The 26,441-nt window shown below is 34.5% G+C and carries 20 protein-coding genes; 13 read left to right on the plus strand and 7 right to left on the minus strand.

All coding sequences use genetic code 11. From position 1 onward, the window contains the following. Nucleotides 1-15: 15 nt before the first annotated feature. The 3 genes from GM921_RS06720 to mnmE all read right to left on the minus strand — a co-directional run bounded on the left by GM921_RS06720 (nucleotide 16) and on the right by mnmE (nucleotide 5,915). Nucleotides 16-3,351: a type ISP restriction/modification enzyme gene (locus tag GM921_RS06720; RefSeq protein WP_182921827.1), complete on the minus strand. Its 3,336-nt coding sequence runs from the start codon at nucleotides 3,349-3,351 to the stop codon at nucleotides 16-18. A gap of 197 nt (nucleotides 3,352-3,548) precedes the next feature. Further along, nucleotides 3,549-4,550 carry a RhuM family protein gene (rhuM, locus tag GM921_RS06725; RefSeq protein WP_182921828.1) on the minus strand — a complete coding sequence of 334 codons (1,002 nt, stop codon included), beginning with the start codon at nucleotides 4,548-4,550 and terminating at the stop codon, nucleotides 3,549-3,551. A 6-nt stretch (nucleotides 4,551-4,556) separates the two neighbouring features. Continuing rightward, entirely contained in the window at nucleotides 4,557-5,915 is a 1,359-nt protein-coding gene (gene mnmE, locus GM921_RS06730; protein ID WP_182922251.1) for a tRNA uridine-5-carboxymethylaminomethyl(34) synthesis GTPase MnmE, read from the minus strand. Nucleotides 5,916-6,255: 340 nt separating this feature from the next. Between mnmE and GM921_RS06735 the strand changes: the two genes are divergently transcribed. Beyond that, nucleotides 6,256-7,380, plus strand: coding sequence for an AI-2E family transporter (locus GM921_RS06735; RefSeq protein ID WP_182921829.1), 1,125 nt, complete (start codon nucleotides 6,256-6,258; stop codon nucleotides 7,378-7,380). A gap of 350 nt (nucleotides 7,381-7,730) precedes the next feature. Here the strand turns inward: GM921_RS06735 and argS are convergent, their stop codons facing one another. Beyond that, entirely contained in the window at nucleotides 7,731-9,506 is a 1,776-nt protein-coding gene (gene argS, locus GM921_RS06740) for an arginine--tRNA ligase (RefSeq protein WP_182921830.1), read from the minus strand. Between the two features lie 194 nt (nucleotides 9,507-9,700). Here argS and GM921_RS06745 point away from each other — a divergent pair, with 194 nt between their 5' ends. From GM921_RS06745 to GM921_RS06790, 10 genes are all read left to right on the plus strand, one after another. Further along, nucleotides 9,701-11,143: an arginine deiminase family protein gene (locus tag GM921_RS06745; RefSeq protein ID WP_182921831.1), complete on the plus strand. Its 1,443-nt coding sequence runs from the start codon at nucleotides 9,701-9,703 to the stop codon at nucleotides 11,141-11,143. Nucleotides 11,144-11,222: 79 nt separating this feature from the next. Then, nucleotides 11,223-12,134: a citrulline utilization hydrolase CtlX gene (gene ctlX / locus GM921_RS06750; RefSeq protein ID WP_182921832.1), complete on the plus strand. Its 912-nt coding sequence runs from the start codon at nucleotides 11,223-11,225 to the stop codon at nucleotides 12,132-12,134. A 101-nt stretch (nucleotides 12,135-12,235) separates the two neighbouring features. Further along, the gene (locus GM921_RS06755) at nucleotides 12,236-12,586 is read left to right on the plus strand and encodes a hypothetical protein (protein ID WP_182921833.1); all 351 of its coding nucleotides are present in this window, start codon (nucleotides 12,236-12,238) and stop codon (nucleotides 12,584-12,586) included. A gap of 66 nt (nucleotides 12,587-12,652) precedes the next feature. Continuing rightward, nucleotides 12,653-13,231, plus strand: a complete 579-nt coding sequence (locus GM921_RS06760; protein ID WP_182921834.1) for a PhnA domain-containing protein — start codon at nucleotides 12,653-12,655, stop codon at nucleotides 13,229-13,231. A 450-nt stretch (nucleotides 13,232-13,681) separates the two neighbouring features. After that, a complete protein-coding gene (locus tag GM921_RS06765; RefSeq protein WP_182921835.1) occupies nucleotides 13,682-15,076 on the plus strand; it encodes an arginine decarboxylase in 1,395 nt (464 codons plus the stop codon). A gap of 241 nt (nucleotides 15,077-15,317) precedes the next feature. Beyond that, a complete protein-coding gene (locus GM921_RS06770) occupies nucleotides 15,318-16,031 on the plus strand; it encodes a 3'-5' exonuclease (protein WP_182921836.1) in 714 nt (237 codons plus the stop codon). Beyond that, nucleotides 16,031-17,749, plus strand: coding sequence for an ABC transporter ATP-binding protein (locus GM921_RS06775; protein WP_182921837.1), 1,719 nt, complete (start codon nucleotides 16,031-16,033; stop codon nucleotides 17,747-17,749). Before GM921_RS06770 ends, GM921_RS06775 begins: the two co-directional genes overlap by 1 nt. A gap of 135 nt (nucleotides 17,750-17,884) precedes the next feature. After that, nucleotides 17,885-20,026 carry a ribonuclease R gene (gene rnr / locus GM921_RS06780; RefSeq protein ID WP_182921838.1) on the plus strand — a complete coding sequence of 714 codons (2,142 nt, stop codon included), beginning with the start codon at nucleotides 17,885-17,887 and terminating at the stop codon, nucleotides 20,024-20,026. Between the two features lie 3 nt (nucleotides 20,027-20,029). Beyond that, nucleotides 20,030-21,214, plus strand: coding sequence for a carboxypeptidase-like regulatory domain-containing protein (locus GM921_RS06785; RefSeq protein ID WP_182921839.1), 1,185 nt, complete (start codon nucleotides 20,030-20,032; stop codon nucleotides 21,212-21,214). A gap of 3 nt (nucleotides 21,215-21,217) precedes the next feature. Beyond that, on the plus strand, nucleotides 21,218-22,180 hold the full coding sequence (locus GM921_RS06790) for a polyprenyl synthetase family protein (protein WP_182921840.1): 963 nt from the start codon (nucleotides 21,218-21,220) through the stop codon (nucleotides 22,178-22,180). A gap of 83 nt (nucleotides 22,181-22,263) precedes the next feature. Here the strand turns inward: GM921_RS06790 and rpmA are convergent, their stop codons facing one another. From rpmA to GM921_RS06805, 3 genes are all read right to left on the minus strand, one after another. Beyond that, nucleotides 22,264-22,722: a 50S ribosomal protein L27 gene (gene rpmA / locus GM921_RS06795; protein WP_182921841.1), complete on the minus strand. Its 459-nt coding sequence runs from the start codon at nucleotides 22,720-22,722 to the stop codon at nucleotides 22,264-22,266. 57 nt (nucleotides 22,723-22,779) lie between these two features. Continuing rightward, entirely contained in the window at nucleotides 22,780-23,091 is a 312-nt protein-coding gene (rplU, locus tag GM921_RS06800; protein ID WP_136840523.1) for a 50S ribosomal protein L21, read from the minus strand. 101 nt (nucleotides 23,092-23,192) lie between these two features. Beyond that, nucleotides 23,193-24,314 carry an acyltransferase family protein gene (locus GM921_RS06805; RefSeq protein WP_182921842.1) on the minus strand — a complete coding sequence of 374 codons (1,122 nt, stop codon included), beginning with the start codon at nucleotides 24,312-24,314 and terminating at the stop codon, nucleotides 23,193-23,195. Between the two features lie 204 nt (nucleotides 24,315-24,518). Between GM921_RS06805 and GM921_RS06810 the strand changes: the two genes are divergently transcribed. Together GM921_RS06810 and GM921_RS06815 are read left to right on the plus strand one after the other, a co-directional pair. Further along, entirely contained in the window at nucleotides 24,519-25,370 is an 852-nt protein-coding gene (locus GM921_RS06810; protein WP_182921843.1) for a GLPGLI family protein, read from the plus strand. Between the two features lie 102 nt (nucleotides 25,371-25,472). Then, nucleotides 25,473-26,435: a GLPGLI family protein gene (locus GM921_RS06815; RefSeq protein ID WP_182921844.1), complete on the plus strand. Its 963-nt coding sequence runs from the start codon at nucleotides 25,473-25,475 to the stop codon at nucleotides 26,433-26,435. The last annotated feature ends 6 nt before the right edge of the window (nucleotides 26,436-26,441 follow it).

Below are 26,441 nucleotides of genomic sequence, written 5' to 3' on the forward strand. Positions count from 1 at the left end.
TTATAATTAAATTCTTTAAACCTCCATCACCTGATCAATCTCCATAATCAATTCACTTGTCTTAGTAAGCGCTACAATAATCTTTTGGTAGTGTAAAATATCATCAAACTCTAAAACTCTACCTTTGCGGTCTTTTAGCCATTTTTGGGCGGGTTGGTAACCACCTATGTAAAAGTTCCAAGCTATTTCGGGTACGTTGTTGAAGCATTGGGTTTCGTTGATGTAGACTTTGCCGAACACCCCGCCTTTCAGGCACCCCTCTGAAAGAGGGGAATTTGGTTCGTGGTTGGTTTTTCCTTCGACAAGCTCAGGATGACAAACACTTTCTGGATGACAAACATAGTGGGGTTTTATGACTTCATTACTGCCATCTATTGGATATTGAGTAATGTATTTTTCGGTGTCTTCGCTTTCTAATAGATGTAGTTTTCTTAGCTGACTACCCAAATTAGCTAGAGGCATAAAATTTTTAAATGTTGGATACGGAACTCGAGGAAAATCTATTTTTAAAAACTCTTTGTATTTATCTCTATAAGCTGGACTGTGTAAAACCGCATAGATGTAGTCTAAAATATTTATAGGATAGAATTGCATGGTTTCAACCATACAATCATCATTTGGCTCTTCTGGAGCAAAGTAATAACCTGCACTTTCTGCAATTTTGTTAACGATTTCCATATTGAGGTTTGGAACTCTTTCTATTTTACCATCTAAAGTTGTTTGGTTGGTTTGTTCTGGATAAATGTATAATGGAAAGTTACTAGTTATTTCACTCGTCTTATTTGATACATAAGAACTTTCTGTGATTGTATTTGAGATAAAGACGTGATGATAGTTATTTCCTGCTTTGAACTGTTTGCAACAACATAATCCGACGTTGTCACCAAGTATATAATTTTTCATTACATGATTTACAGGCCAACCAATAAATCCTTTTGATTTTCCTGTATAGTATGTCCATTTTTTATCAAATAATCGATAATCACATTTGATAAAAAAATTTTCAGAAGTGCCAAATTCCATTACGTTTTCTTTTACGAACTCTGCCTTTCCATCTCTGCTTTCCCATCCAACTTTATCATATTTTTGCTTAATCTCGGATATGGATAAATGAAATATATTATTAATGACATCTTTTATTTCATCTACATTCTCTTTAAATGCTAAAGAATCTCTCTTACTAACAATCCCTGTTCCATTAACTGGATATAAATCATCTATCTTGAACCCTATTTCATAATCTGATTGCATTCCAAAATCGGTTTGTGTCAATATGTAACTTGGTGGGTTGGGTACTAGCCTTTTGAAAAGGATAGCATTCAAATTGTTTTCACTTAGAAAATTATACTTGAAGTCTCTCTTTCCAAATAGATCAAAATGAAATACCTCTCCTAATTCAGTAGCAGTTTTTTTCCCAGTCTTTATAAATAGATTAATGCTAACACCTTGCATTATATCAAATACATTTTGATCTAAAGAACCATCAAGTGCGGTCTCTTTCTTTTTGCTATTTCCATGCAAGTCTATCGTATAAATCTTATCATACGTTTTTAATAAGTTCCAGCGCATCCCACGAAATGTGGGGTTATCTAAAAAGCCATGTGGGTTAATGAAAGCTAAAATTCCTGTCCCATTCTTTTCTATAAAATGTTGTCCGAAGCGAATAAATTTTACATAATCATCATTTATCCACTTAGGGTTACGTTCCTTTAATTTCTCTTTTCCTCCTGGTTCTTTTTTATAATCTTCCATTAGATTCATAATCCATTCACTTTTATTGGCACTTTCGCCACTATAAGGAGGATTACCCATAACTACCATAACTGGCGCATCTCGTTTTATGGCATTGGCTTGGTCGGCTTCATCACTTAACCAAGAGCTAAATAAGGTTCCAGTATCTGGGTGTGCTTCTTCTAAGCTGTTGGTTAAGAAAATACGGAAACGTTGGTCTGTAGTGGCTTTATAACCAGTTTCGGTTAAAAGCATATCCATTTTAAGATGCGCCATTGCATAACTTGCCATTAGCAATTCGAAACCATTTAAACGAGGTATTAAATGTTGGTTTACATAATTGCTCCAAATGCCTTGTTGCCCTTCAAACTTTTTATGGATGTGTTTTACTACTTCTGCCAAAAAGGTGCCTGTACCAGTCGCAGGATCTAAGATTTGAACTTTGTGTACTTCATGTTCTGTTTCTACCTCTTTGAGTTTAGAACGTTGGTCGGCAGTTGCTTTGGTAACGTGTTTAGTTTTTACTTTTATTTTGCTGGTGTCTGCTAAACCTTGTGGCAGGTTAAATTCTGTTTTCAGGATATCGTCTACCGCACGAACAATAAAGTTAACTACGGGTTGTGGCGTATACCAAACTCCCCTAGCCTTGCGCAAGGCAGGGTTATACGTTGCCAAAAAGGTTTCGTAAAAGTGTACCACTGGGTCTTCTTGTTTGGTGCTTTTACCAAAGTTCTTCATGATATCGGCAACATCGGTAGCTAAAAAGATGTTTACGAGTTCATCTACCATCCACACTAGACGATCATCTAAATCGTAACCTGCAATGTCTTGAAATAACTTGCGTAAGAAAGGATTTGATTTTGGGATTAAAGTTGCGGCTTCTTGTCGGCTAAAGGTTGGTAAGGTTGGATCGTGGTAACGAGCAGCAAACATACCGTAAGCTATGGTTTGGGCATAAATATCTGCAAAGGCAGAGTTATTGATATCATGTATCAGCATTTGCTTAAAGGAAAGCATTTGCTGTTTTAGGCTTGTTTTGGTTTCTGTTTCATCATCGTGATTGAGGGTTTTCTCTATCACGTCTGCCATCAGCTTTGCTTTACCCGCCATCATTTCTGCCAGCTTTGTTGGGCTTTTAATGGTTTGGGAAATGGTTTCGGCAAAGTTTTTAATTAGGTTTTGGAAGGTATCGAAGTTTTCGGGCAAGGGAACAATTTGACCACCCTGTCCTTCAGACACCCCTCCAGTGGAGGGGAATTGTAAACGTGCTATTGCTATGCTAGTAGTAAAAACACCGTCTTTATAAAAGTGAAAATCGAGGTAATCTGTAAAAATTAGATTGCTTAACCCAGAGCGGTAGCGATCAAATTGTTCTTTTAGCGTTTTGCTATGTAAATCTACTCCAATATCTTTTGCTTCAATATAACCAACTGGTATATCTTTACGAGTAAGCATATAATCTGGTGCACCACAGGCTACACGAGCAGGTTCATTGGTTACCAAAATATCTGGCAACATTGCCATTAAGAGCGTTTGTAGGTCTCCTCTGTAAGTATGTTCGCGACTTATTCCAGTTTGATAGCGTAATTGTAAAGTACTGAGATACGTTTGAATGGTCATACTTCAATATTACTAAAATTAACATTCGAAAAGAAATGGTTATTAATGGAAGCTTTCTATAACCAAAAAGAAGGCTAATGAAATTACAATTTGTATGGCCCTACTATTTACAGATGCAAAACATATTAAATATATTCTCCAATAAATTATCTGTGGCAACTGTATTGGTAATTTCTCCTAAATAATGTAACGCCTGTTTAATATCCATTGTTCTCCCTTTTAAGCTGTTTGGTGGTTTGCTCTAAATGCTGAACAAAGTCTTGTTCTACTTTAGAGAGTTCGTTTTGTAAGCTTTCCTTATAGTTGGAGTATTCTTCTTTCGCTTTGTTTAAGGCTTGTTGGTGGCTAACGGTTCCAGCATGGGTTAAAATATCGTTGCCTGTCATTTGTAAAAAGTCGTCAACACGTTGTAGCCAATCTTGCATGTGCATGGGTTTGCGGTTTAAAGCTTGTAACTCTGCTACCTCTAAATAAGCTGTAACTATTCGGTTCAATAAATTGAGTTCTTGCTCGTTTAAATAATTTTTGGCTACGGCAATTTCTTGTTGGGTAGGTTGTACGCCTATAAAGTTGGTTAAGCCTAAAAAAGGTTTTGCGGCATCTATTCGGCTATAAACAATTTCTGCAGCGGTTTGTCCGTGTGCTGCCCAATGCATTTTATTTTGTATGGTTTTAAAAAAGGTTTGCGAGGTTTCGGTATGTGGGTCGTAATCTATACTGGTGGCATACACATCCAATACCTTGCGCCAAAATACTTTTTCAGAAGAACGAATGTCTCTAATACGAGCCAATAGTTCTTCAAAGTAATCGCCACCACCTGCTTGTTTCAGCAGTTCATCATTCATGGTAAAACCCTTTACCAAATATTCGCGTAGCCTAGCCGTTGCCCATTGTCTAAACTTGGTTCCCTGCAAACTTTTTACGCGATAGCCTACGGAGATAATTACATCGAGGTTGTAATGATTAGTTTGATAATCTTTTCCGTCTGTAGCAGTTATTCGGAAATTCCGAACAACTGAATGTTCGTTTAATTCGCCCTCCTCAAAAATATTTTTTAGGTGTTCGCTAATGGTAGATTTAGCTTTACCAAACAATTCCATCAACTGTGCTTGCGTAAGCCAAACAGTTTCATCCTCTAATCGGGTTTGTATTTTGGTTTGCCCGTCTTCGGTTTGATATAATATTAATTCAGAATTCATATTACACTATTTACCGATGCAAAACTTACTAAATATATTTTCCAGCAAATCATCTGTAGTCACTGTACCCGTAATCTCTCCTAAATAATGTAGTGCCTGTTTAATATCCATGGCTAAAAAATCTGAAGTAACAGGGTTATCGATGTTGTTAAGCACATTATGCAATGCCTTCTCTGTATTCTTTAAGGCTTCTACATGGCGGATGTTGCTCACTAAAGTTTCACTTGTATTGATATGATGCAGGTTTACTTTCTCTAAAAGCGCTGTTTTCAATTCTTCTACCCCTATCCCGTCTTTGGCAGATAAAAACAATACTTCTTGTTTGGCAAAGGCTTCCTTTTGTTCGGGTGTAAACAAATCTGCTTTATTAACGATGGCTAAATATGGAATGTCAATTTTCCTCAAATCAGTTAATTGCTCTGCTAATTCATCGGGCGTTTGTAAAGCATCAACCATGTACATAATCAATTTTGCTTGTTTCATTCGCTCTAGGGTACGCTCTACCCCTTTTGCTTCAATAATATCTGCGGTATCGCGAATACCTGCCGTATCTATAAATCGGAAAATGACCCCATTGATATTAAGTTCGTCTTCTATGGTATCACGGGTAGTGCCTGCAATATCTGATACGATCGCTCTTTCTTCGTTTAATAAGGCATTTAACAAGGTTGATTTACCTACATTCGGTTTACCTGCTATCACAATTGGAACGCCGTTTTTTAACACATTTCCCATCTCGAAGGAAGATATTAAACGGTATAACACACTATTGATTTTTAAAATTAAAGCTCTTAATTGGTCACGATTGGCGAATTCTACATCTTCTTCGGCAAAATCGAGTTCTAATTCAATCATAGAAGCGAAATGAATTAACTGCTCCCGTAAATCTTTTAGTTCACTAGAAAAACCACCACGCATTTGTTGTAAAGCCACATCGTGGGATGCTTTGCTATCTGATGCAATTAGATCTGCTACTGCTTCTGCCTGACTTAAATCGAACGCACCATTTAAAAATGCCCTTAAGGTAAACTCGCCTGGTTTTGCTGCTCTAGCTCCTTTTTTAATCAAAAGATTTAAAATCTGTTGAATGATGTAATTAGAGCCATGGCACGAAATCTCGACAACGTTTTCTTTTGTATACGATTTTGGCGCAACATATAAACCTGCAACAACCTCATCTACGATGAGTTCTTCATCTTTAATTAAACCAAAATGCAAGGTATGAGATGCCTGTTTTGTTAAATCTTTACCTGCAAAAACCTGATTGGTTAAGTTGATGGCATCAGGGCCTGATAAACGAATTACGCCAATAGCGCCGCTGCCTGGGGGTGTAGATAAAGCAATAATGGTATCTGTTGTATACATTTCTTTGTCAGTGAAAGACAAAAATAAGTATATTTTTATTAGCGCTAAGTCAAATTGCTGGCGTTTCCTCTTTAATCAGATTTAATGTCCTGAAATGTCTGAAAATGTCCGAATATGTCAGTATAAAAGTTAATTTGTCCTAGTGTTGTTCTAGGTTTCCCCTATGTTTGTTCTTCTCAAACGGCATTTAGTAGGAGAATACTAGGAGGAATATGGGAGAAAAGAGGGAGAATTTAAGATAGTGAAGAATTAAACTGCATGGGCAAATCACTTCTTTCTCCTATCAGCAAAACAAATTCCTTATCTTAGTGTTTAACACCTGAAAACTAACAAACGATTGATGAATCAACTTCCACTCACCGTAAAACGGTCTATAGAATTATTAGGTATTGCGCTTATTGTTGTCATTTTAGTGGTTGGACGAGACATTATTATGCCTGTAATTATGGCATTTTTCATCAGCATTATGCTCTTGCCTATTTATCGTTTTTTAAGGAAACGTAATGTACCCGAATCGCTTGCTATCATTTTACCTATTTTATTGGTACTCCTATTTATTGGTGGAATTGTGTGGTTTTTATCTGCACAGGTAGGTATTTTGGCTGATGATTTTCCGCAGATTAAGCAAAACGTGGCCAAGCACTTACAAAGTTTAAAAGAGTGGATTAGCAGTTTCACTAAAATGAGTGTTACTAAGCAAGAAAACTTCATTAAAGAAAAAAGTGATGATATGCTCGGTATGGCTGGAACTGCTGCTAGTGGGGCTTTTGTAACGTTAAGTGGGGTATTTGTTTTTGTTGGCTTATTACCGATTTATATTTACCTGATTTTATTTTACAAAGATATTTTATTGCGTTTTGTGTTCTTGTGGTTTAAAACAGATGATCATCCTAAAGTTAAAGACGCAGTGTATGAAACTGAATCTATTATTAAAAACTATCTTGTTGGTTTGTTGATTCAAATATCTTACATGACCATCCTTTTAGGTGGAATTTTACTATTAATTGGTATTAAACATGCACTTTTAATTGGGGTTATTTTCGCCATTTTAAATTTGATACCTTATGTTGGTGCCTTAATTGGAAACGTGATAGGTGTGTTGTTAACCTTAACTTCTTCTACAGAATTATGGCCAGTTGTAACTGTACTAGGGGTTATTGCGGTTGTTCAGTTTTTAGATAATAATATTTTGATGCCTCGTATCGTAGGGTCAAAAATTAAAATTAATGCGTTGGTTTCTATTCTCGGGGTATTTATTGGAGGAAGTATTGCAGGCATTTCTGGGATGTTTCTCTCCATGCCAATTATTGCAGTGCTGAAAATCATTTTCGATCGCAGCGAATCGTTTAAACAATGGGGTGTTTTATTAGGTGATGAAAGACCAGGTAAAAGCCCTTTAACTTTCGCAAAGTTTAGAAAAATTAGTACCGTAAGTACAAAGTCTGGAACTATTGATAAGGAATAAGAATTTAGTTAATAGTTGATAGACAATAGCAAGTAGCTTTGGTGCCTTAAAAGGAAATAATGAACAAATGATACCAATGAACTGATTCTCTTTTAAGGGTTCCCTACGGGGTGTAACTTTTTTCCAGTAGCTGAAAAGTCACCAAAAAAAGCCACGCCTGCGCCTGATGCTATTAAAGTTTGTTGGTATAGGCAGTTGCTAGATTCCGCACCAGCCAAGGGCGATTTTAGTAGCACAAAATTGATGCTTTGGCCTGACATAATTTTAAAGTCCTGACTAACTCTTCAAAAGGGGGCAACGATTTACCAAATGAACCAATGATACTAATGAACCAATTCCCTTTTAGGGAATTACATTCGCTCTGGCACGTTGATACCCAAAATATTAGTACCACTTTTTAAAACATCAGCTGTAAGCTTACAAATGTTTAAACGATGCTGTTTTAAAGCTGTATTTTCTTCTTTTACGATAGGTGGTACTTCGTGATAAAACTTATTAAACAATTTGGCCACTTCATATAAATAATTAGCCAAAAACGCTGGACTGTATGCTTTCGCTGCATTTGCAATTTCTTCTGGATATTTAGCCAACAACATGATCATTTCTAACTCTGTAGGAGATAATGCAACGTTTAACTGCTCCTCACCAACGGTTAGCTTATAATCAGCTTTGCTTAACAACGATTTAATACGAGCATGTGTGTATTGAATAAACGGTCCTGTGTGGCCTTGAAAATCTATAGATTCTGAGGGATCGAACAATAAACGTTTTTTAGGTTCTACTTTTAATAAGAAATACTTTAAAGCGCCTAAACCAATGTTGTAATACAATTCTTCTTTTTCCTCAGCGGAGAAATCGTTTATTTTGCCTAGTGCTTCTGTCTTTTGTTTAGCTGTTTCAATCATTTCAGCAACCAAATCATCCGCATCAACTACTGTTCCTTCTCTACTTTTCATTTTCCCGCTAGGTAAATCTACCATACCATACGATAAATGGTGTAATCCTTTAGCCCAGCTTTTACCTAATTTCTCTAAAATTAGAAATAGCACTTTGAAATGGTAATCTTGCTCATTACCTACCACATAAATAGATTGATCCATGTGATAATCATCATATTTCATTTGTGCAGTTCCCAAATCTTGGGTAATGTAAACTGAAGTTCCATCGGCACGCAATACCAATTTCTGGTCTAATCCTTCAGCTGTTAAATCAATCCATACCGAACCATCTTCTTTTTTAAAGAAAACTCCTTTTTCCAAGCCTTCATCAACAGTATCTTTTCCTAATAAATACGTATTGCTTTCGTAATAGTATTTATCAAAATCGACCCCTAAATTTTTATAGCTTACTGCAAAACCATCATACACCCAGCCATTCATCTTTTTCCAAAGTGCAATTACATGTTCATCGCCAGCTTCCCAAGCCAATAACATTTGTTGCGCTTCTTTAATTAATGATGCGCTTTTTTTGGCTTCGTCTTCAGTTTGTCCCTCAGCTATTAAGGCTTCAATCTGTTTTTTATATTCTTTATCAAAGATGACGTAGTATTTCCCTACTAAATGATCGCCTTTTAATCCCGAACTTTCTGGTGTTTCTCCGTTGCCCCATTTCTCCCAAGCCAACATCGATTTACAAATGTGAATTCCTCTATCATTTACCAAATTCACTTTAAAAACTTCGTAACCATCGGCTTTTAACAACTCGGCAACTGCATAACCCAATAAATTATTACGCACATGACCTAAATGCAAAGGTTTGTTGGTATTTGGTGAAGAATATTCTACCATTACCTTTTGCCCGTTTGGTTTAACTTTAGCAAAATCATCACTCAATAGCTCGTTATTGAATAGATTTAACCAATAACTATCAGCTATGCTTAAGTTTAAAAAACCTTTAACTACATTAAATCCAGTTACTTCTTTTACATTTTCTACTAAATATTCGCCAATTGCAGTCGCGGTTTCTTCTGGAGATTTCTTTGAAAAACGTACAATCGGAAAAACTACAATAGTAATTTGACCTTCGAATTCTTTACGGGTTTCTTGTATATTGATGACACTTTCCGAAATTTCTTCGTTGTAAATTTGTTTAATTGCGTTAAGTGTTTCGGTAATGATAAAATTCATGATGCGAAAATAGGGAAAGAAGTCGGGAAGTCAAAAGAGTCGGGAAGTCCGATGAAAGATAATTAACCACCGAGAAAAGGAGAATACACAGAGAACGTGGAGTTCATATTAATACGCTGTGTAAAACTCAGTGTACTCTGTGGTAAAAACTATTGACTTTTTTGAATAGCTTTGTGTCATCACATACCAAATATATGAGTGAAAAGAACGAGCATTTTAAAGTACAGGTTAATACTGAAATCGGGCGCCTACGTAAATTATTAATCCATAGTCCTGATAGTGGAATAGGCAAAGTAGTGCCTTCTAAAGCGCAAGACTGGCTTTTTGAAGACATTGTGCATTTAGATACCATTCGCAAAGACGAGTACGATTATTACGTTAAATTGTTAATGTATTTCTTAGATCCTGATAAGATAAAAGGTAAACTGGCGGATATTGATTCAGAAAAAGCCGAAAGAAACTTCTTTAAGCCAGATAACAAAGATTTCCATGCTTCTGCCAATGTGATTGAACTACAGCAATTACTCGGAGAGGTTTTAGCAGATACAACCATCAGAAAAAAATTGGCAGCTTCGGTTTGTGCGATAGAAGGATGTACGTATAAATTGCAACTTCAATTAATTGATACCGATCCAAAAGAATTAGCAAAAACACTGATTTCTGGCTCATTACCTGATGGAAGAATGATCTTCTCTCCTATTCCGAATTTGATTTTTACGAGAGATGTTGGTACGACGATCAACAATTTCATTCTATTAAATAAGCCTGCAAAAAAAGCAAGAGTACGCGAAAGTTTATTGATGCGTTACATTTTCTTCAACCATAACTTATTCGAAAATTACAGAGATAATATTTTGGAAATTCCTGATGGCGAACATCATTTTTTACGTCCGGGAGAAGAAATGGAGAACAGAACTACGTTAGAAGGTGGCGATGTAATGATGATTAGCAAGAACCATGTACTTATTGGTTGTAGTGAACGTACTTCGCCTTATGGTGCAAATGAAGCTATGAAATTGTTGTTCGATAACAATGTAGTAGAAAAAGTTACCGTAGTTCGTATTCCGAATAAACGAGATTTTATGCATTTGGATACTGTATTTACGCAGGTAAAAAGAAATACTTGGGTTTTATTGCATTCTATTGCTAGTGTTGAGGAAAACAAGCAACAAAATCCGATTGACTTTTTAGTACAACCAGAACCAAAGGAACAGACAGAAATTATTCAGTTTTATAAAGATAAAAGCGCTCCAAAGCATTATAAAAGTATGGAAGAGCTTTTTGAGGATATCAGTAAAAAAGACTTAAAAAGCACCGAGCCAACCAAATTTATTTATAGCGGTAGTGGTGTATTTCCTTATGATGCTCGTGAGCAATGGACAGATTCATGCAATTTATTAGCTATTAAAGAAGGTGTTGTGTTAGGTTATGATCGTAATGATAAAACGGTTGAGGCTTTTAAAAACAATGGATTTAACGTGGTAAATGTTAAAGATTTGATTAACGATTTAGAAAGTGGAAAAGTGAATGCTGATGAATTAACAGATACCTTAATTTTGATGCCTTCGGCAGAATTATCCAGAGCTCGTGGCGGATTTCATTGTATGAGTTTTCCGATTTTGAGAGATGACATTTAGCAGAAAAGGGTTAATGGACAATGGTTGATAGACTATAGCCATGGTCTATCAACTATCGACCATAAACATTTAAAAAGAAATGCAAACAACAAACCATATTTTAATGATCCGTCCGGTTGATTTTAAATTCAATGCACAAACGGCGGTCAATAATAAATTTCAACAAGCATCAGCACAGGGCGATGTACAAAATCAAGCCTTAAAAGAGTTTGATGGTTTTGTAGCGATGTTAAAATCAAATGGGGTTGATGTAACTGTAATTGATGATACTTTAAAACCAGAAACACCCGATTCTATTTTTCCCAATAATTGGGTTTCTTTTCATGCAAATGGAGAAGTTATTTTGTATCCTATGTTTTCAGAAAACCGCCGACCTGAACGCAGAGAAGATATTTTAACAACCATTGGAAATAATTTCACTATCAATAAAATCACCGATTTAAGTACTTACGAAGCACAAAATATCTTTTTAGAAGGTACGGGGAGTTTAGTTTTAGATCGCGAGCATAAACTAGCTTATGCCTGTAAATCGGTAAGGATGGATGAAAAAGTGCTAGCCGATTTTTGCGATAAAACTGGTTATACCGCTATCGTTTTTAACGCAGTAGATTCCGAAGGTTTTCCTATTTACCACACCAATGTGATGATGTGCATTGGCGATACATTTGCAGTAATTTGTTTCGATTCAATTCCTAATCAACAAGAAAAAGAAAACGTAAAACAGAGTTTAATTAGTACTGGTAAAGAAGTAATAGAAATTAGCTTCGATCAGATGAATCATTTTGCTGGCAATATGCTTCAAGTTCAAAACAAAAATAAAGAAAGCCTGTTAGTGATGTCAGAACAAGCTTATTTATCCTTAAAAAAAGAACAAATAACTACATTAGAAAAACATAGCAAATTGATTTACGCACCGTTATATACTATAGAAAAAAATGGTGGTGGAAGCGCAAGGTGTATGTTAGCAGAAATACATTTGCCGGTAAAGTAATTTGAGTTCCGTCATCTTGTCAAATTATTAAAAATTTATAAGTGTAGCGTTTTTGAAGAGTTAAACGTATAGCCTTATAAACCTAAACTAATTATTAAAAGATGAACCAGAAATTCACGGCTATTAAAACTTTTATCGCTCTTCTTATTATTGCTATTTTCTTGTTAAGTAGCTGCAAGAAAGATCAACTTACAGTTGACCAAGAAAAAATATTTTCACAAACAGATTTCAAAGCAAGTACGAACCCGTATGATTCAGGGTGGCAACTCACTTTAAAGCCAGATGGCGTTGCGGAGATATTACCTGGCGGAGATGTTTGGTGGCGAGGTACGTATAAAATTAGTGGCAGCTTGATCACAGTCAAAGCAGACAATGTTACCTACAAGTTCGAAATTCTATCTAAAACAGAAATCAAAGATAAAACTTATGGCGTAGTGCTAAGATTGAAATAAATAGCTTTCCACTCATCAAATACCCTTTAAATTAATTTAGTATTTTCGCAGAAAATCTAAATTCAAATGTCTTTACTACAACAATTATTAACACGCTCTAATCATCAATGCGAATTATGCACTGCAACTACTAATTTGTCTGTGTATGAAGTTCCACCAACAAGTAATGCTAACGCAGATAATAGCATTCTAGTTTGTAAAACTTGTTTAGACCAAATTGAAAAAACAGAGCAAATTAATCCTGAGCATTGGAAAGTATTAACCGAAACCATGTGGTCGGAGTTTGCACCAGTACAAGTTGTAGCCTGGAGAATGTTGAGCAGATTAAGAAATGAAGGTTGGGCAGCAGACAGTCTAGATATTTTATATCTTGATGATGAAACATTGGAATTGGCTAAAAAAACTGGCGACCACGAGCAAGATGGAACTGTAGAGTTTCACCAAGATAGCAACGGCGCACGTTTATTGGAAGGTGATACCGTTGTTTTAATTAAAACTTTAGATGTTAAAGGTTCTACAATTAGCGCCAAATTAGGTACAGTTGTTAAAAATATTCGTTTGGTACATGATAATACTGAGCAAATTGAAGGTAAAGTAGAAGGACAAACCATTGTCATTTTAACTAAATATTTGAGAAAAGGGTAGTTTAATTAGTTCGTCATTGCGAGGAGGAACGACGAAGCAATCTTTCCTGCTGATTTTGAAACCATAAAGAACACAAAGATTTTCTGTTCATATTGTCAGTCTGAGCTAGCTTGCACTGAGCATAGCCGAAGTGAAGACCTAAATTTAAAATAAATAAAAAGTCCTTCGACAAGCTCAGGATGACATTTTTTTTTATTTCTTCCATCATGCAAACCCCAAATAGAACCACTACCCTCGCCACTTAAACCTGATGGTAGTGAGCACGAAGCGTAGCGAGTAAAACGTACAGCAGGACAGAAATTCCCAATGAAAAACAGTTTCGGCTTTTCAAATGTTATTAACCAATTATATCCTTTTCGTAAAACTTTTAGTTATTATGTCGAATAATTTTAAACTACTTCATCAATTCTCAATTTAAAATTACATTTTTGCAAAAATTATTTGATATAAATGCAGAGTTACTCCGAATTTCTTGATCTAAGTGTTGGCTTTCCGCAAGAGGGTTACAGCGTTATAGACGATGAATTATATTTTCAGGATCTAAATTTAATGGAAATGATAGAAACATATGGTACGCCATTGCGTTTCACTTATTTACCAATGATTAGTAAGAAGATACAACAGGCTAAGTTGTTGTTTCAAACCGCTATTATCAAGAATAATTACCGTGGCGATTATAAATATTGCTACTGCACTAAAAGTTCTCACTTTAAGCATATTGTTGAAGAGGCTTTAAAAAACGGAATTCACTTAGAAACGTCGTCGGCATTTGATATGCCAATGATTGAAGCTTTGGAGAAAAAAGGTGCGTTAACTAAAGATATCACAGTCATTTGTAATGGTTTTAAAACCTATCAATACAAACAATATATCATTGATATGTTGCACGATGGCTATAAAAACATCATTCCAATTTTAGATAATAAGGAAGAATTTAACTTGTACGATGATGAAGTAGAAATGGATACGCCTTGTAATTTAGGGATCCGTATTGCTGCAGAGGAACAACCAGATTCGCAATTCTATACTTCACGTTTAGGGGTTCGTATGGAAGATGTAATTGATTTTTACAACAATAAAATCGCTGCAAATCCTAATTTCAGAGTTAAATTACTGCATTTCTTCATCAATTCTGGTATTACAGATTCACCGTATTATTGGAACGAGTTAGAGAAATATGTTACGCTTTATTGCAAGTTCAAAAAAATAAATCCAGAGTTAGATACTTTAGATATTGGTGGCGGAATGCCATTTAAAGATAGTTTAGTATTTGATTTCGATTACGAATACATGGTAAATGAAATCGTAAAACGGATTAAAGAAATTTGTGCTGAGCATGATGTTGTTGAACCAGATATTATTACCGAATTCGGAAAATACACTGTTGCAGAAGCATCGGGCATTTTATACAAAGTATTAGGTCGTAAACAACAAAACGACCGTGAAAAATGGTTAATGTTAGATGGTTCTTTCATCACAAATTTACCAGATGTTTGGGCTTTGAATCAGAAATATATTCTATTGCCAATTAATAATTGGGATGCCGAATATGAGCGAGTAAACTTAGGTGGTATTACTTGCGATGGTCAGGATTATTACAACCAAGAAGCCCACATGAATAGTGTATTTATGCCAAAAACGCGTAAAGTACAATACCTTGGTTTCTTTAATACAGGCGCTTATCAAGAGGTTTTAAGTGGTTATGGTGGTATTCATCACTGTTTATTACCAAGTCCGAAGCATGTAATTATTCGTCGTAATAGAGATGAGACTTTCAATTTTGAGGTTTTTGGGGAAGAACAAAACAGTAAACAGGTATTAAAAATTCTGGGTTATACTTCTTAAGAGATTAAGGATAAAAGAGCAAAGAATAAAGATTTAAATCCTTTCCAATAAATTGGGAAGGATTTTTTTATATGCCCAACTCGTCATTCCCGTGAAAACGGGAATCGTAATGCGTTAAAAGGTTAACTTCATTAAGATTCCCAATCGAGTTGGGAATGACGAGTATGAATCAATATAAACTCAACTATTTTCTCTATCTTCAAATTCCCTATTTAAATTTACATCATAAACATTTACGCTTATGCTTAAAGACGTTAACTTAAATAAGGTTTTTGTAATTGACATCGAAACCGTTCCATTATACGAATATTTCGAGCAGATGCCTTTACAAATGCAATCCTTATGGGATAGCAAAACTCAATTTCTTCGAAAAGACGATAAAACTCCTGCAGATTTCTATGAAAGAGCGGGCATTTGGGCCGAATTTGGGAAAATCATCTGTATCAGCGTTGGTTTATTTCACAGCCAAAAAGGTAAACTACATTTCAGAGTAAACTCTTACTTTGGTGACAATGAAGTTGAAGTTTTAAATCAGTTTAACGCATTACTTTCAAAACAACCAAAAGACTTGGTTCTGTGTGCACATAATGGTAAAGAATTTGATTTCCCCTATTTATGCCGTAGAATGTTAGTGAACAGCATTTCAATTCCATTACAATTACAAATTGCTGGAAAAAAACCTTGGGAAATTAACCACATTGATACTATGGAATTATGGAAGTTTGGCGATTATAAGAACTATACTTCCTTAAACTTATTGGCAGCAATTTTTAATATCCCTACACCAAAAGATGATATTGATGGAAGCATGGTAAAAGATGTGTATTACCAAGAAAAGGATTTACAACGCATTGTAACCTACTGTCAAAAAGATGTAATTACCACTGCACAAATTCTGTTACGTTTTAAAGGATTAGATGCAATTCCAGCAGAAAATATTACCTTAGTGAAGTAATGTTAGAAGTAAAAGAACTCGCCATAGAATTTTATAACCGAGAAGAAAAAACTTGGTCTGAAGCTGTACACAAAGTCAGTTTTAAACTTGAAAAAGGTAAAGTTTTAGGCATTGTTGGCGAATCCGGCTCAGGGAAATCAGTTACTTCTTTTTCTATCATGCGTTTGCATGATTCTAAAAACACCAACATTACGGGCGAAATAGATTTTGATAATATCAGTTTATTGAATTTATCTGATAATGAAATCAGGAATTTTCGTGGCAATAAAATCTCCATGATTTTCCAAGAACCAATGACCTCTTTAAACCCTGTGTTTACTTGTGGTTATCAAGTTCAGGAAGCAATCATGTTGCACCAAAATGTAGATAAAGCAACGGCAAAAGCACAAACTATTGCACTTTTTAAAGAAGTGCAACTCCCCCGCCCTGAAAATATTTTCGAAAGTTATCCGCATCAATTATCTGGTGGACAAAAGCAACGGGTAATGATTGCAATGGCTTTAAGCTGTAATCCGGAACTATTAATTGCTGATGAACCGACTACTGCTTTAGATGTAACTGTTCAAAAGACCATTCTAGATTTGTTGCTTCGACTAAAAAATGAACGCAACATGGGTTTGATTTTCATCTCCCATGATTTAGCCGTAATTAGCGAAATAGCCGACGAACTTTTAGTGATGTACAAAGGTGATATTGTAGAACAGGGCCCAGCGAAACAATTATTTAAAAACCCACAGCATCCCTATACAAAAGGGCTTTTAGCTTGTCGACCAGCTCCGCAAAGACGTTTAAAAAAACTGCCTATTGTTGCAGATTTTTTAAATGAAGATAAAAATGTAGCGGTAAGGCATTTGCTTGATATTAATAGCTACACTAACGAAGAAATTGAACAACGAAGACACGAATTATATACTCAAAAACCTTTATTGCAAGTGCAAAATTTGTGCACTTGGTATCCCATAAAAAAAGGATTATTTGGTAAAACTACTTCTTTTGTAAAAGCGGTTGATGATATTACTTTTGATGTTTTTCCTGGAGAAACTTTAGGTTTGGTTGGCGAATCTGGTTGCGGTAAAACAACTTTAGGAAGAAGTATTTTGCGTTTAGTAGAACCTACTTCTGGTAAGATTATTTTTGATGGAACTGATTTAATCAAAGCTAGCAAAGCTGATTTAAGAAGAATGCGTAGAGATGTGCAAATCATTTTTCAAGATCCATATTCTTCACTCAATCCAAAAATTACGGTTGGTAATGCAATAATGGAACCTTTGCAAGTGCATAAAGTTTTTAACACAGATCAGGAACGAAAAGCGCATGTTTTACATTTATTAGAAAAGGTAAACTTAAATCCTGAACATTTTGATCGCTATCCGCATGAGTTTTCTGGCGGGCAACGCCAACGTATTGTAATTGCTAGAGCATTAGCTTTACAGCCTAAATTTATCATTTGCGATGAATCTGTTTCTGCATTAGATGTTTCAGTTCAAGCACAGGTTTTAAATTTATTAAGAGAATTGCAACAAGAATTTGGTCTAACCTATATCTTCATTTCTCATGATTTAGCGGTTGTAAAACACATATCAGATCGAATGATTGTGATGAATAAAGGAAAAGTGGAAGAAGAAGGTTTTCCAGAAGTCATTTACAATTCTCCGAAAGCTGAGTATACTAAGAAATTAATTGAAGCAATTCCTGGTGCTGGTAGCATAGCTATTTAATACTCTTTAGCAATATATTTCTCCTAAATAAAAATCAAATTACAGTTCAATTCTGTTATAGAAACGTTATTTCTCATAAAAAATAACCCTTCGTAAACTTACAATTACTATCTTCGATAGTATACATCAATAGCTATGGCAAAAAACAAAAATTCTCAATTCAAACTCGTTTTAACACAGATGATTAGTGATATATTCGAGAAAAATAAAAATGTGGCACTTAACCACAAACAAGTTGCTGCCAAGCTAAATTTAAGTGATAAAGCTGCGGTTGATACTATTTTAGAAGTATTAACAGAGCAAACGGAAAATGGATTATTCATACGCCCAGAACGTGGTAAATTCAAATTAAAAGACCAAAAAGTTTTTATAATTGGTAAGGTGGACATGACTGCTGATGGTTCGGCTTTTATTGTACCAGATGATGAGTTTGAGAAAGATATTTTTGTAGCGCCACGCAAACTGCGCAATGCTTTACACGGAGATATTGTTAAGGTTCATGTTTTTGGTAAAAAAACGAGTGGACGTAGAAATGAAGGTGAAATTGTAGAGATTATAACCAGAGCAAAAACAGATTTCATTGGTGTTGCCAAGGTTTCTGAACGTTTTGCTTTTATTATACCAGACGATCGTAAAATGTTGCATGATATTTTTGTGCCATTGAGCGATTTAAATGGTGCTAAAAATGGTCAGAAAGTACAAGTTAGCATTACTGACTGGCCGGAAGGAGCAAAAAATCCGATAGGAAAAGTCATAAATGTTTTAGGTACGCAGGGCGAAAATGATACCGAGATGAATGCCATCTTGGCCCAATATGGTTTTCCTTTAAGTTTTCCTACCGAAGTTGAAAAAGAAGCCAACGCTATTCCAGAAACGGTAAGCGAAGCTGAAATAAACGAAAAAGGAAGAAAAGATTTTAGAGAAACCGTCACTTTTACCATTGACCCTGCTGATGCAAAAGATTTCGATGATGCGATTTCCTTCAAAAAACTACCTAACGGAAATTATGAAGTAGGCGTTCACATAGCTGATGTTTCTCATTATGTAAAACCTAATAGTGCACTAGATAAAGAGGCTTACGAACGTGCTACATCTGTTTATTTGGTGGATAGAGTGATACCAATGTTGCCAGAAAGACTAAGCAATGGCGTTTGTTCTTTGCGACCAAATGAAGATAAATTATGTTTTGCCGCTGTTTTTGAATTGGATAACGAGGCCAACATTAAAAGTGAATGGTTTGGCAGAACAACTATACATTCCGACCGACGTTTTAGCTATGAAGAAGCTCAAGAAGTGATCGAAACTAAAGCAGGAGATTACGCTGAGGAGATTTTAAAACTAAATGAACTTGCTTACATTTTACGCGATAGAAAATTTAAAAATGGTGCCATTAGTTTTGAAAGTACAGAGGTTAAATTTAAACTCGATGAGCGTGGAAAACCGATTGGCGTTTATGTAAAAGAACGTAAAGATGCACACAAACTAATTGAAGACTTTATGTTATTGGCGAACAAAAAAGTAGCCGAATTCATTGCGAAAAAGGGCAATGGAAATAATAAATACACTTTCGTTTATCGTTCTCATGATTCTCCCAACCTAGAAAATTTGAACAATTTTGCAGCTTTTGCTTCTCGTTTTGGTTATAAAATCAATACCAAAACCGATAAAGACATTGCCAAATCTTTAAATTATTTAATGGAGGATGTGGAAGGTAAAAAAGAACAGAATATGCTAACACAATTAGCCATTCGTTCTATGGCTAAAGCAATTTATACGACTAAAAAAACCAGTCATTATGGCTTAGCATTTGACCACTATACGCACTTTACTTCTCCTATTCGCCGTTATCCCGATGTAATGGTACATCGCCTATTAGCTTTGTATTTAGATGGTGGTCGCTCGGCAAATGCAGAAGAATATGAAACAGCAAGTTCTCATTCATCTGCCATGGAAAAACGTGCTTCTGATGCAGAAAGAGCCTCTATTAAATATAAACAAGCCGAATATTTAGAAGATAATATTGGAAGTTTATATACTGGAATAATTTCTGGTGTTACCGAATGGGGAATGTATGTAGAAATATCAGAAAACAAATGCGAAGGAATGATTCGTTTAAGAGATATAACTGATGATTTTTACGTTTGGGATGAGAAAAATTACTGCATTGTTGGTCAGCGTAAACATAAAAAATACCAATTGGGAGATGAAGTGCAAGTAAAAGTTAAAAAAGTAGATCTTTCTAAGCGTCAAATAGATTTTTCATTGATACAAGATTAAGCGATGAGGAAACTGTTTTTATTCGTTTTTTTTATTTCATTTATAGGTATTACTAAAGCTCAAGTTTTACAAGGAAAGATTGTTGACGAAGTAACTGGAGTAGGAATCCCTTTTGCGTCCATTGGGATAATAGGAACTAATAATGCAACTGTTACCAATGAAACAGGTGGTTTTATACTTAGGGTTAGTACTTATCCAGCAAAACTAAGGTTTAGTCATGTGAGTTATTTATTAGCCGAAATAATAATTACTGAAAGCTCCAACGATTTAATTGTTAAACTTAAACCTGCAACGATCAGTTTAAGTGAAGTAACAATAGATCCTTTTAAAGGGCAAAGAATTGTGAAAGCTGCATTAGAAAAAGCAATAGCAAATCAAGCAACTAATTTTTACACTAATGCTTTTTACAGACAACTTACCACACTTAATAACAAACCCAATCAAATTTATGAGTTATTTTACGATTTAAAATGGAATGCAAAAGGAATACAAGGTTGGATAGCTAAACAAAGTCGCCTTGCAGAACAGCACGATCAAATAGCATTCTCGTTTGACAATCAATCTTATTTCACCTTCTCTTTTGGTGGTCAGCTATCTCCAGAAAGAAAAGGAAAATTAATTACTTTAACTAACTTAAACGAATACGAAATTGTAATAGAAAAATATATAGAACAACCAGCGCAAAACATCGCGGTAATATCTTGTAAATATAAAAGCACTAAAAAAAACCAATTTTATGTTAATACTACCTATTATATAGGTATTGATAATTTGAATATTTACAGATTAGAAAATAGTTTATTTAATTTACCAATGCGATTTTCTGGTGCCAGTAAAAGGTATCCGCCTCTGGCAACAACAATTTCTACTTTTAATGGAAATGATCATATCATTCCTGTTTTAGAAAGTATCTCCACCAAATTACAAGTTAGCTTATCAGTTTCTGGCCAAGAAAATAATTCTACAGTTCAATCTTTATTAACTGTTTATAATATTGATGAAAATTTAAAAAAAGAACAATTCCAGAACTTAAATATTAAAACTAAAGATAAAAAAGTTAGAGAATCTATAAAATACGATGCTATATTTTGGAAAAACAACCCGATAGTGAAGCAAACTACGTTAGAAGATTCTTTTATTAAAATGATGGAAAGCAAACAAGCTTTTGGCACCATGACTAACCCTTAAATAATGCATAGTTCTACAGAATTACAAGAAATAATAGAGAAAGCGATACCTCAAATAGAATATCCAACACACCCGGCAAATTTATACGAACCTATTCGTTATATCATGAGTTTGGGTGGTAAACGCATAAGACCGGTAATGGTTTTAATGGCCACAGAACTATTTACTACCGAAGTTAATAAAGCAATTGATGTGGCTTTAGCCATAGAAACCTTCCATAATTTTACGTTGGTACATGATGATATTATGGATAATGCCCCTTTGCGTCGTGGCAGGCAAACCGTACACGAAAAATGGGGAAATAACAATGCCATTTTAAGTGGAGATGTGATGATGGTCGAATCAAACAAACACTTATCAAAAGTAGATATTAATGTACTGAAACCTGTTTTAGATACATTTAATGCTACCGCTCAAGGAGTTTGCGAAGGCCAGCAATTAGATATGGAATTTGAGCAGCGAAGCGATGTGAGTATTCCCGAATATTTAGAAATGATTCGTCTTAAAACAGCTGTTTTATTAGGTGGAGCAATGAAATTAGGTGCAATTGTTGGTGGCGCAAGTTCAGCTGATGCTGAATTACTATATAATTTTGGCGAAAATTTGGGAGTTGCATTTCAATTACAAGATGATATTTTAGATGTTTATGGTAATCCAGAAAAATTTGGAAAACAAGTTGGAGGAGATATCATTGCTAACAAAAAGACTTTCCTACATTTAAAAACATTGTCTTTAGCACATGAAAACGAAAAAGAAAGTCTGATAAGTACTACTGATAATAAAATTGACAAAATAAATGCAGTGAAACAATTGTACGATAAATATAAAATAAAGGAATTAGCTGCCTTAGAAATGAATAAATACTTAACAAAAGCCAATTTTGCATTAGATAGTTTAGCTGTAGCTGATGAAAAGAAAGCTAATTTTAGAGAATTAGTGCAACAAATTTTAGATAGAGAAAAGTAAAATTCTTCTTGCAAATTTTAACTTAACAAAAAAAGCCTCGATAAATTATCGAGGCTTTTTTTAATGTAATCTAGTTACAAATATTATTCAGCTGTTTTATCGTCAGCTTTAGCTGCTTTTTTAGCTGGTGCTTTTGCCGCCGCTTTAGGAGCTGCTGCTTTTTTTGCAGGTGCTTTTGGTGCTGCTGCAGGTTTAACTGCTACAGGTTTTGCTTCAACTGCTTTTTTTGCAGGTGCTTTTTTAGCTACAATTTTCTTTGCTGCTGTTTTCACAGGTGCGTCTTCAGCAACAACAGGTAATACAGAAACGTAAGATTTGTTATCTTGTTTCTTTTTAAAAGTTACTACACCAGGTACTAAAGCGAATAAAGTATGATCTTTACCAATACCTACTCCTTTATCTGGATGATGTTTAGTACCACGTTGACGAACGATGATATTTCCAGCGATAGCTTCTTGACCACCAAAGATCTTGATACCTAAACGCTTGCTATGCGATTCACGTCCGTTTCTAGAACTACCGGCTCCTTTTTTATGTGCCATTTGATTTTATATTTTTTAAACTGGGAAACCCAATTTTACAATTAAACAAAAAATTAACTACAGAGTGATACTCTCAATCTGGATTTTGGTGAAATACTGGCGGTGACCATTTTTCTTTTTGTAACCTTTTCTACGTTTCTTTTTGAAAACGATTACCTTATCACCTTTTAAATGAGACACGATTTTAGCTGTAACCGATGCACCTTTTACTGCAGGAACCCCTACTGTAATTTTACCATCATTATCAACCAACAATACATTGTCAAATTCAATACTAGCGCCTTCATCTCCTTGTAAACGGTGTACAAAAAGGTGCTGGTCTTTTGCAACTTTGAATTGCTGTCCTGCTATATTTACTATTGCGTACATTGTTAAATAATTATTTTTTAAATTGTATATTTTTTATCGAGGTGCAAATATAGAATAAATACTATTCAAACACAAATGGATAGCGAAAATAAATTAAGTTATTAAACTACTCTTGCCTTAACTTGATCTTCTGGACTAAACTTTCCCTTTAATTTAATAAAGAATTTCTCAAAAACATGGTAAGATATTACTGCAGTTAGAGAAAGTACAAAGAGTTTTAACCAAATCGAACTTGTTGGCATTATATTATGATCATTATTCAAAAATAATTGTTGCCAGATGTAAAGACTATATGAAAGTTTACCAATATATCGGAATATCCATAAATTAAGGACTTTTCCCATCAAACTATTCCCACTCAAATTAAGTACAATCATAGTAGCCATTAAAATGGGAAATAAAAATAAAGAGCAGTGTGGTATACGTAAAGGAAATGATTCTGTATGAATAAGAACACCACATACAAATAATATCAACCCTGCATAACGGGTATAAATATTATCTTTAATTACAATTATTTTTTTAAAAAGCAGAATTGCAAATAACGACCCTATTAAAATACAAACTGTTTTACCTAATGCATTAATGAGCAAAAAAGCAATAATATGCACTGTACGATTAGTATAAAAAACACCAACCTTGGCATAACCTAAAGTTCCAATTATTGGAACAATTAGTACTATTAAGAGTAAGATCTTTATATAAGTATTTTGATTATAAACAAGTAATAAAGGAAAAACAAGATAAAACTGCTCTTCTACAGACAAGCTCCAAAAATGCGCCACATACCAATGGTTAAACATGGACAAAGGTATATTGTTAAAAAATAACCCTGCAGAAACAAAAGGTAATACCCCAATACCTAAATTCATCAGTTGATTTAGTAAGGCCAGTGTAGCTAAAAATAAGTAGGCTACTGGGATTATTCTCAAAAACCTACGAATATAAAATTGTTTAAGAGAAATTTTATTTGTACTAATTTTTTCTTTTAATAAAAGTGTTGTGATTAGAAACCCACTTAACACAAAAAATATCTCAACCCCAATAGCCCCAGCAAAACTATTTTTAAAGGGAGTAGTCATAAATATATGGCTAAGCATTACAATAATAATCGCTATTGCCCTTAGCCCATCTAAACTTGGCAAATGGGTAGATTGTAAGATTGCTGGAACTTCCCTACTTTCAGAAAATAATTTGTATTTGAGCTGGTGAAAATACTTCATAGAGTTGAGTTACGCTAAAACAAATATATCTTTTTATCCTACATTCTCGGGGAACACAACATCAAAATAAAATGATTTCAACGATACCTTAATTCTCTCCTTTTGGGATTAAAAAATTCAACAATATAGTATTACCTAAAAATAATTTTTATATTACGAAATATTCGTAGATTTACGTAAACGTAATACTTAAAATTAGATTTTATGAAAACTCTTTTAACAACCTACTTTGTAATTTTATTCAGCACAATTTCATTTGCTCAAAAACCAGATAAAGTACTGGCCAGAGTGAAATATAGTTTTATCCATATACGAGATACTACTCAAAAGAATAATCCATATACAGAAAATATGTTACTGGTTATTGGAAAAAATGCATCGGTATTTACTAGTCTTGATAGGTTAGAAAGAGAATTAGATTTACCAAAAGCCAAGCGAGCACCAGGTTCACCCTTTAAACCTATCAATCAAGTTGATCTTTATTTTTTTGCCAAGGAAAATAAATTAATGAGCAGAGAACGGTTTATGAATGCTTATTACTTAATTGATGAGCCTTCCCAACAAATCAATTGGAAGATTACAAAAGATACTACAAGTTTTAATGGTGTGCATTGCAAAAAAGCAACCGCTACTTTTAAAGGTAGAAACTGGATTGCTTGGTATGCTCCAGAATTACCATTTCAAAGTGGTCCTTGGAAATTAAATGGACTTCCTGGACTGATTATACAAGCTAATGATGATAAAAAGGAAGTTCAGTTTTTATTTGATGGAATTGATAATCTCAAGAAGGAAAATCTTAGTGCCGAACAGATAGAATTAGCTAAGGTTTATGATAAAAGCTTTTTCTTTAGTACTGAAATCGCACTGCAAAAAGATGCCAAAATAACAGCTAGAGCTGAATTTGATAAAATTATGGATCTCTTTAAAAAAGACCCAAAAGGTTTTATCGCTGCAGCGAGCGGCACACCGAGAGATAAAGTATTTATAGGCGGAAGTATGACAGGTGTCAGTCATACCACTATTAATAATCCAATAGAACTACCTGAAAAGAAATAAATCGGTAATAAGTGAATAGTTAAAATATGTTAAACCGTTTTGCTAATTACGAAATATTCGTAGATTTACGAATAATTAATTGATTTAAACCCAAAAAACATTATGAAAATTTTACTAACCACATTCTTCGCTATTGCAACAACTTCAATTGCATTAGCTCAAAACCCTGATAAAGCTTTATCTAGGGTAAAATACACGTTTACTCATATTCAAGATACCATGCAAAGAGATAAGCCATTTACCGAAAATATGTTATTAGTAATTGGTAAAAATGCCTCTGTTTTTACAAGTTATGATAAAATTAATCGTGAATTAGAAACGCAAAAACAAATTCAAGAACAAGTTAAAAACCAAGCTGGAAGTGGTCAAATGAGTATTAAAATTACTGGTCAAGGTCCTAGAGCTTCTTCCCTACCAGATTATTTCTTTTTCGCTAAAGAAAATAAATTTTTCACCCAAGAGCGGATTTTCAATAACTACCTAATTGAAGAAGTGGCACCTCAAATAAACTGGAAACTTACTAAAGATACAAATAGCTTTTCTGGTGTAAAATGCCAAATGGCCACTACTTATTTTAAAGGCAGAAATTGGATTGCTTGGTACGCTCCAGAGCTTCCGTTTCAAAGCGGACCATGGAAATTAAATGGCTTACCAGGATTAATTATTGAAGCTTATGATGAAACCAAAACCGTTCAGTTCCAATTTGCGGGGATGGATAATGTGGTTCCAGAAGAAACAAAAGCTACAGAAAAAAGTGATGGAATTAAAATTGTTGGTCCAAATGGTTCGGTGAACGCAGTAAATGTGATGGGTATAGGTGGTGGCACTGCGTATTTAGGAAACGAAGTAAAACTTCCCGCAGATGCGATTAGAACAACAAGAAAAGAGCTAGATAAACTTAAAGAAGCTAGAGATAAAGACCCACAAGGTTTTATGAATGCTCAAATGGCAGCACAAGGCGTGCAAATGGGTGTATCTAGAAGTGTTAGAGTTGCTTCTGGTGGTCCAACCGCTAACAAAATAGTCATCAATAATCCGATAGAGTTGCCTGAGAAAGAGAAATAGTCATTA

Source organism: Pedobacter planticolens, assembly GCF_014172375.1.
GTDB classification, from domain to species: Bacteria; Bacteroidota; Bacteroidia; order Sphingobacteriales; family Sphingobacteriaceae; genus Pedobacter; species Pedobacter planticolens.

Excerpts from the sequence above, each read along its gene's own strand:
- mnmE (WP_182922251.1), bottom strand. The coding sequence starts at position 5,915 with ATGTATACAACAGATACCATTATTGCTTTATCTACACCCCCAGGCAGC.
- GM921_RS06765 (WP_182921835.1), top strand. The coding sequence starts at position 13,682 with ATGCAGAGTTACTCCGAATTTCTTGATCTAAGTGTTGGCTTTCCGCAA.
- GM921_RS06805 (WP_182921842.1), bottom strand. The coding sequence starts at position 24,314 with ATGAAGTATTTTCACCAGCTCAAATACAAATTATTTTCTGAAAGTAGG.
- GM921_RS06755 (WP_182921833.1), top strand. The coding sequence starts at position 12,236 with ATGAACCAGAAATTCACGGCTATTAAAACTTTTATCGCTCTTCTTATT.
- rpmA (WP_182921841.1), bottom strand. The coding sequence starts at position 22,722 with ATGGCACATAAAAAAGGAGCCGGTAGTTCTAGAAACGGACGTGAATCG.
- GM921_RS06720 (WP_182921827.1), bottom strand. The coding sequence starts at position 3,351 with ATGACCATTCAAACGTATCTCAGTACTTTACAATTACGCTATCAAACT.
- rplU (WP_136840523.1), bottom strand. The coding sequence starts at position 23,091 with ATGTACGCAATAGTAAATATAGCAGGACAGCAATTCAAAGTTGCAAAA.
- GM921_RS06810 (WP_182921843.1), top strand. The coding sequence starts at position 24,519 with ATGAAAACTCTTTTAACAACCTACTTTGTAATTTTATTCAGCACAATT.
- GM921_RS06790 (WP_182921840.1), top strand. The coding sequence starts at position 21,218 with ATGCATAGTTCTACAGAATTACAAGAAATAATAGAGAAAGCGATACCT.
- GM921_RS06760 (WP_182921834.1), top strand. The coding sequence starts at position 12,653 with ATGTCTTTACTACAACAATTATTAACACGCTCTAATCATCAATGCGAA.
- ctlX (WP_182921832.1), top strand. The coding sequence starts at position 11,223 with ATGCAAACAACAAACCATATTTTAATGATCCGTCCGGTTGATTTTAAA.
- argS (WP_182921830.1), bottom strand. The coding sequence starts at position 9,506 with ATGAATTTTATCATTACCGAAACACTTAACGCAATTAAACAAATTTAC.
- GM921_RS06815 (WP_182921844.1), top strand. The coding sequence starts at position 25,473 with ATGAAAATTTTACTAACCACATTCTTCGCTATTGCAACAACTTCAATT.
- GM921_RS06745 (WP_182921831.1), top strand. The coding sequence starts at position 9,701 with ATGAGTGAAAAGAACGAGCATTTTAAAGTACAGGTTAATACTGAAATC.
- GM921_RS06770 (WP_182921836.1), top strand. The coding sequence starts at position 15,318 with ATGCTTAAAGACGTTAACTTAAATAAGGTTTTTGTAATTGACATCGAA.
- GM921_RS06785 (WP_182921839.1), top strand. The coding sequence starts at position 20,030 with ATGAGGAAACTGTTTTTATTCGTTTTTTTTATTTCATTTATAGGTATT.
- GM921_RS06735 (WP_182921829.1), top strand. The coding sequence starts at position 6,256 with ATGAATCAACTTCCACTCACCGTAAAACGGTCTATAGAATTATTAGGT.
- rhuM (WP_182921828.1), bottom strand. The coding sequence starts at position 4,550 with ATGAATTCTGAATTAATATTATATCAAACCGAAGACGGGCAAACCAAA.
- GM921_RS06775 (WP_182921837.1), top strand. The coding sequence starts at position 16,031 with ATGTTAGAAGTAAAAGAACTCGCCATAGAATTTTATAACCGAGAAGAA.
- rnr (WP_182921838.1), top strand. The coding sequence starts at position 17,885 with ATGGCAAAAAACAAAAATTCTCAATTCAAACTCGTTTTAACACAGATG.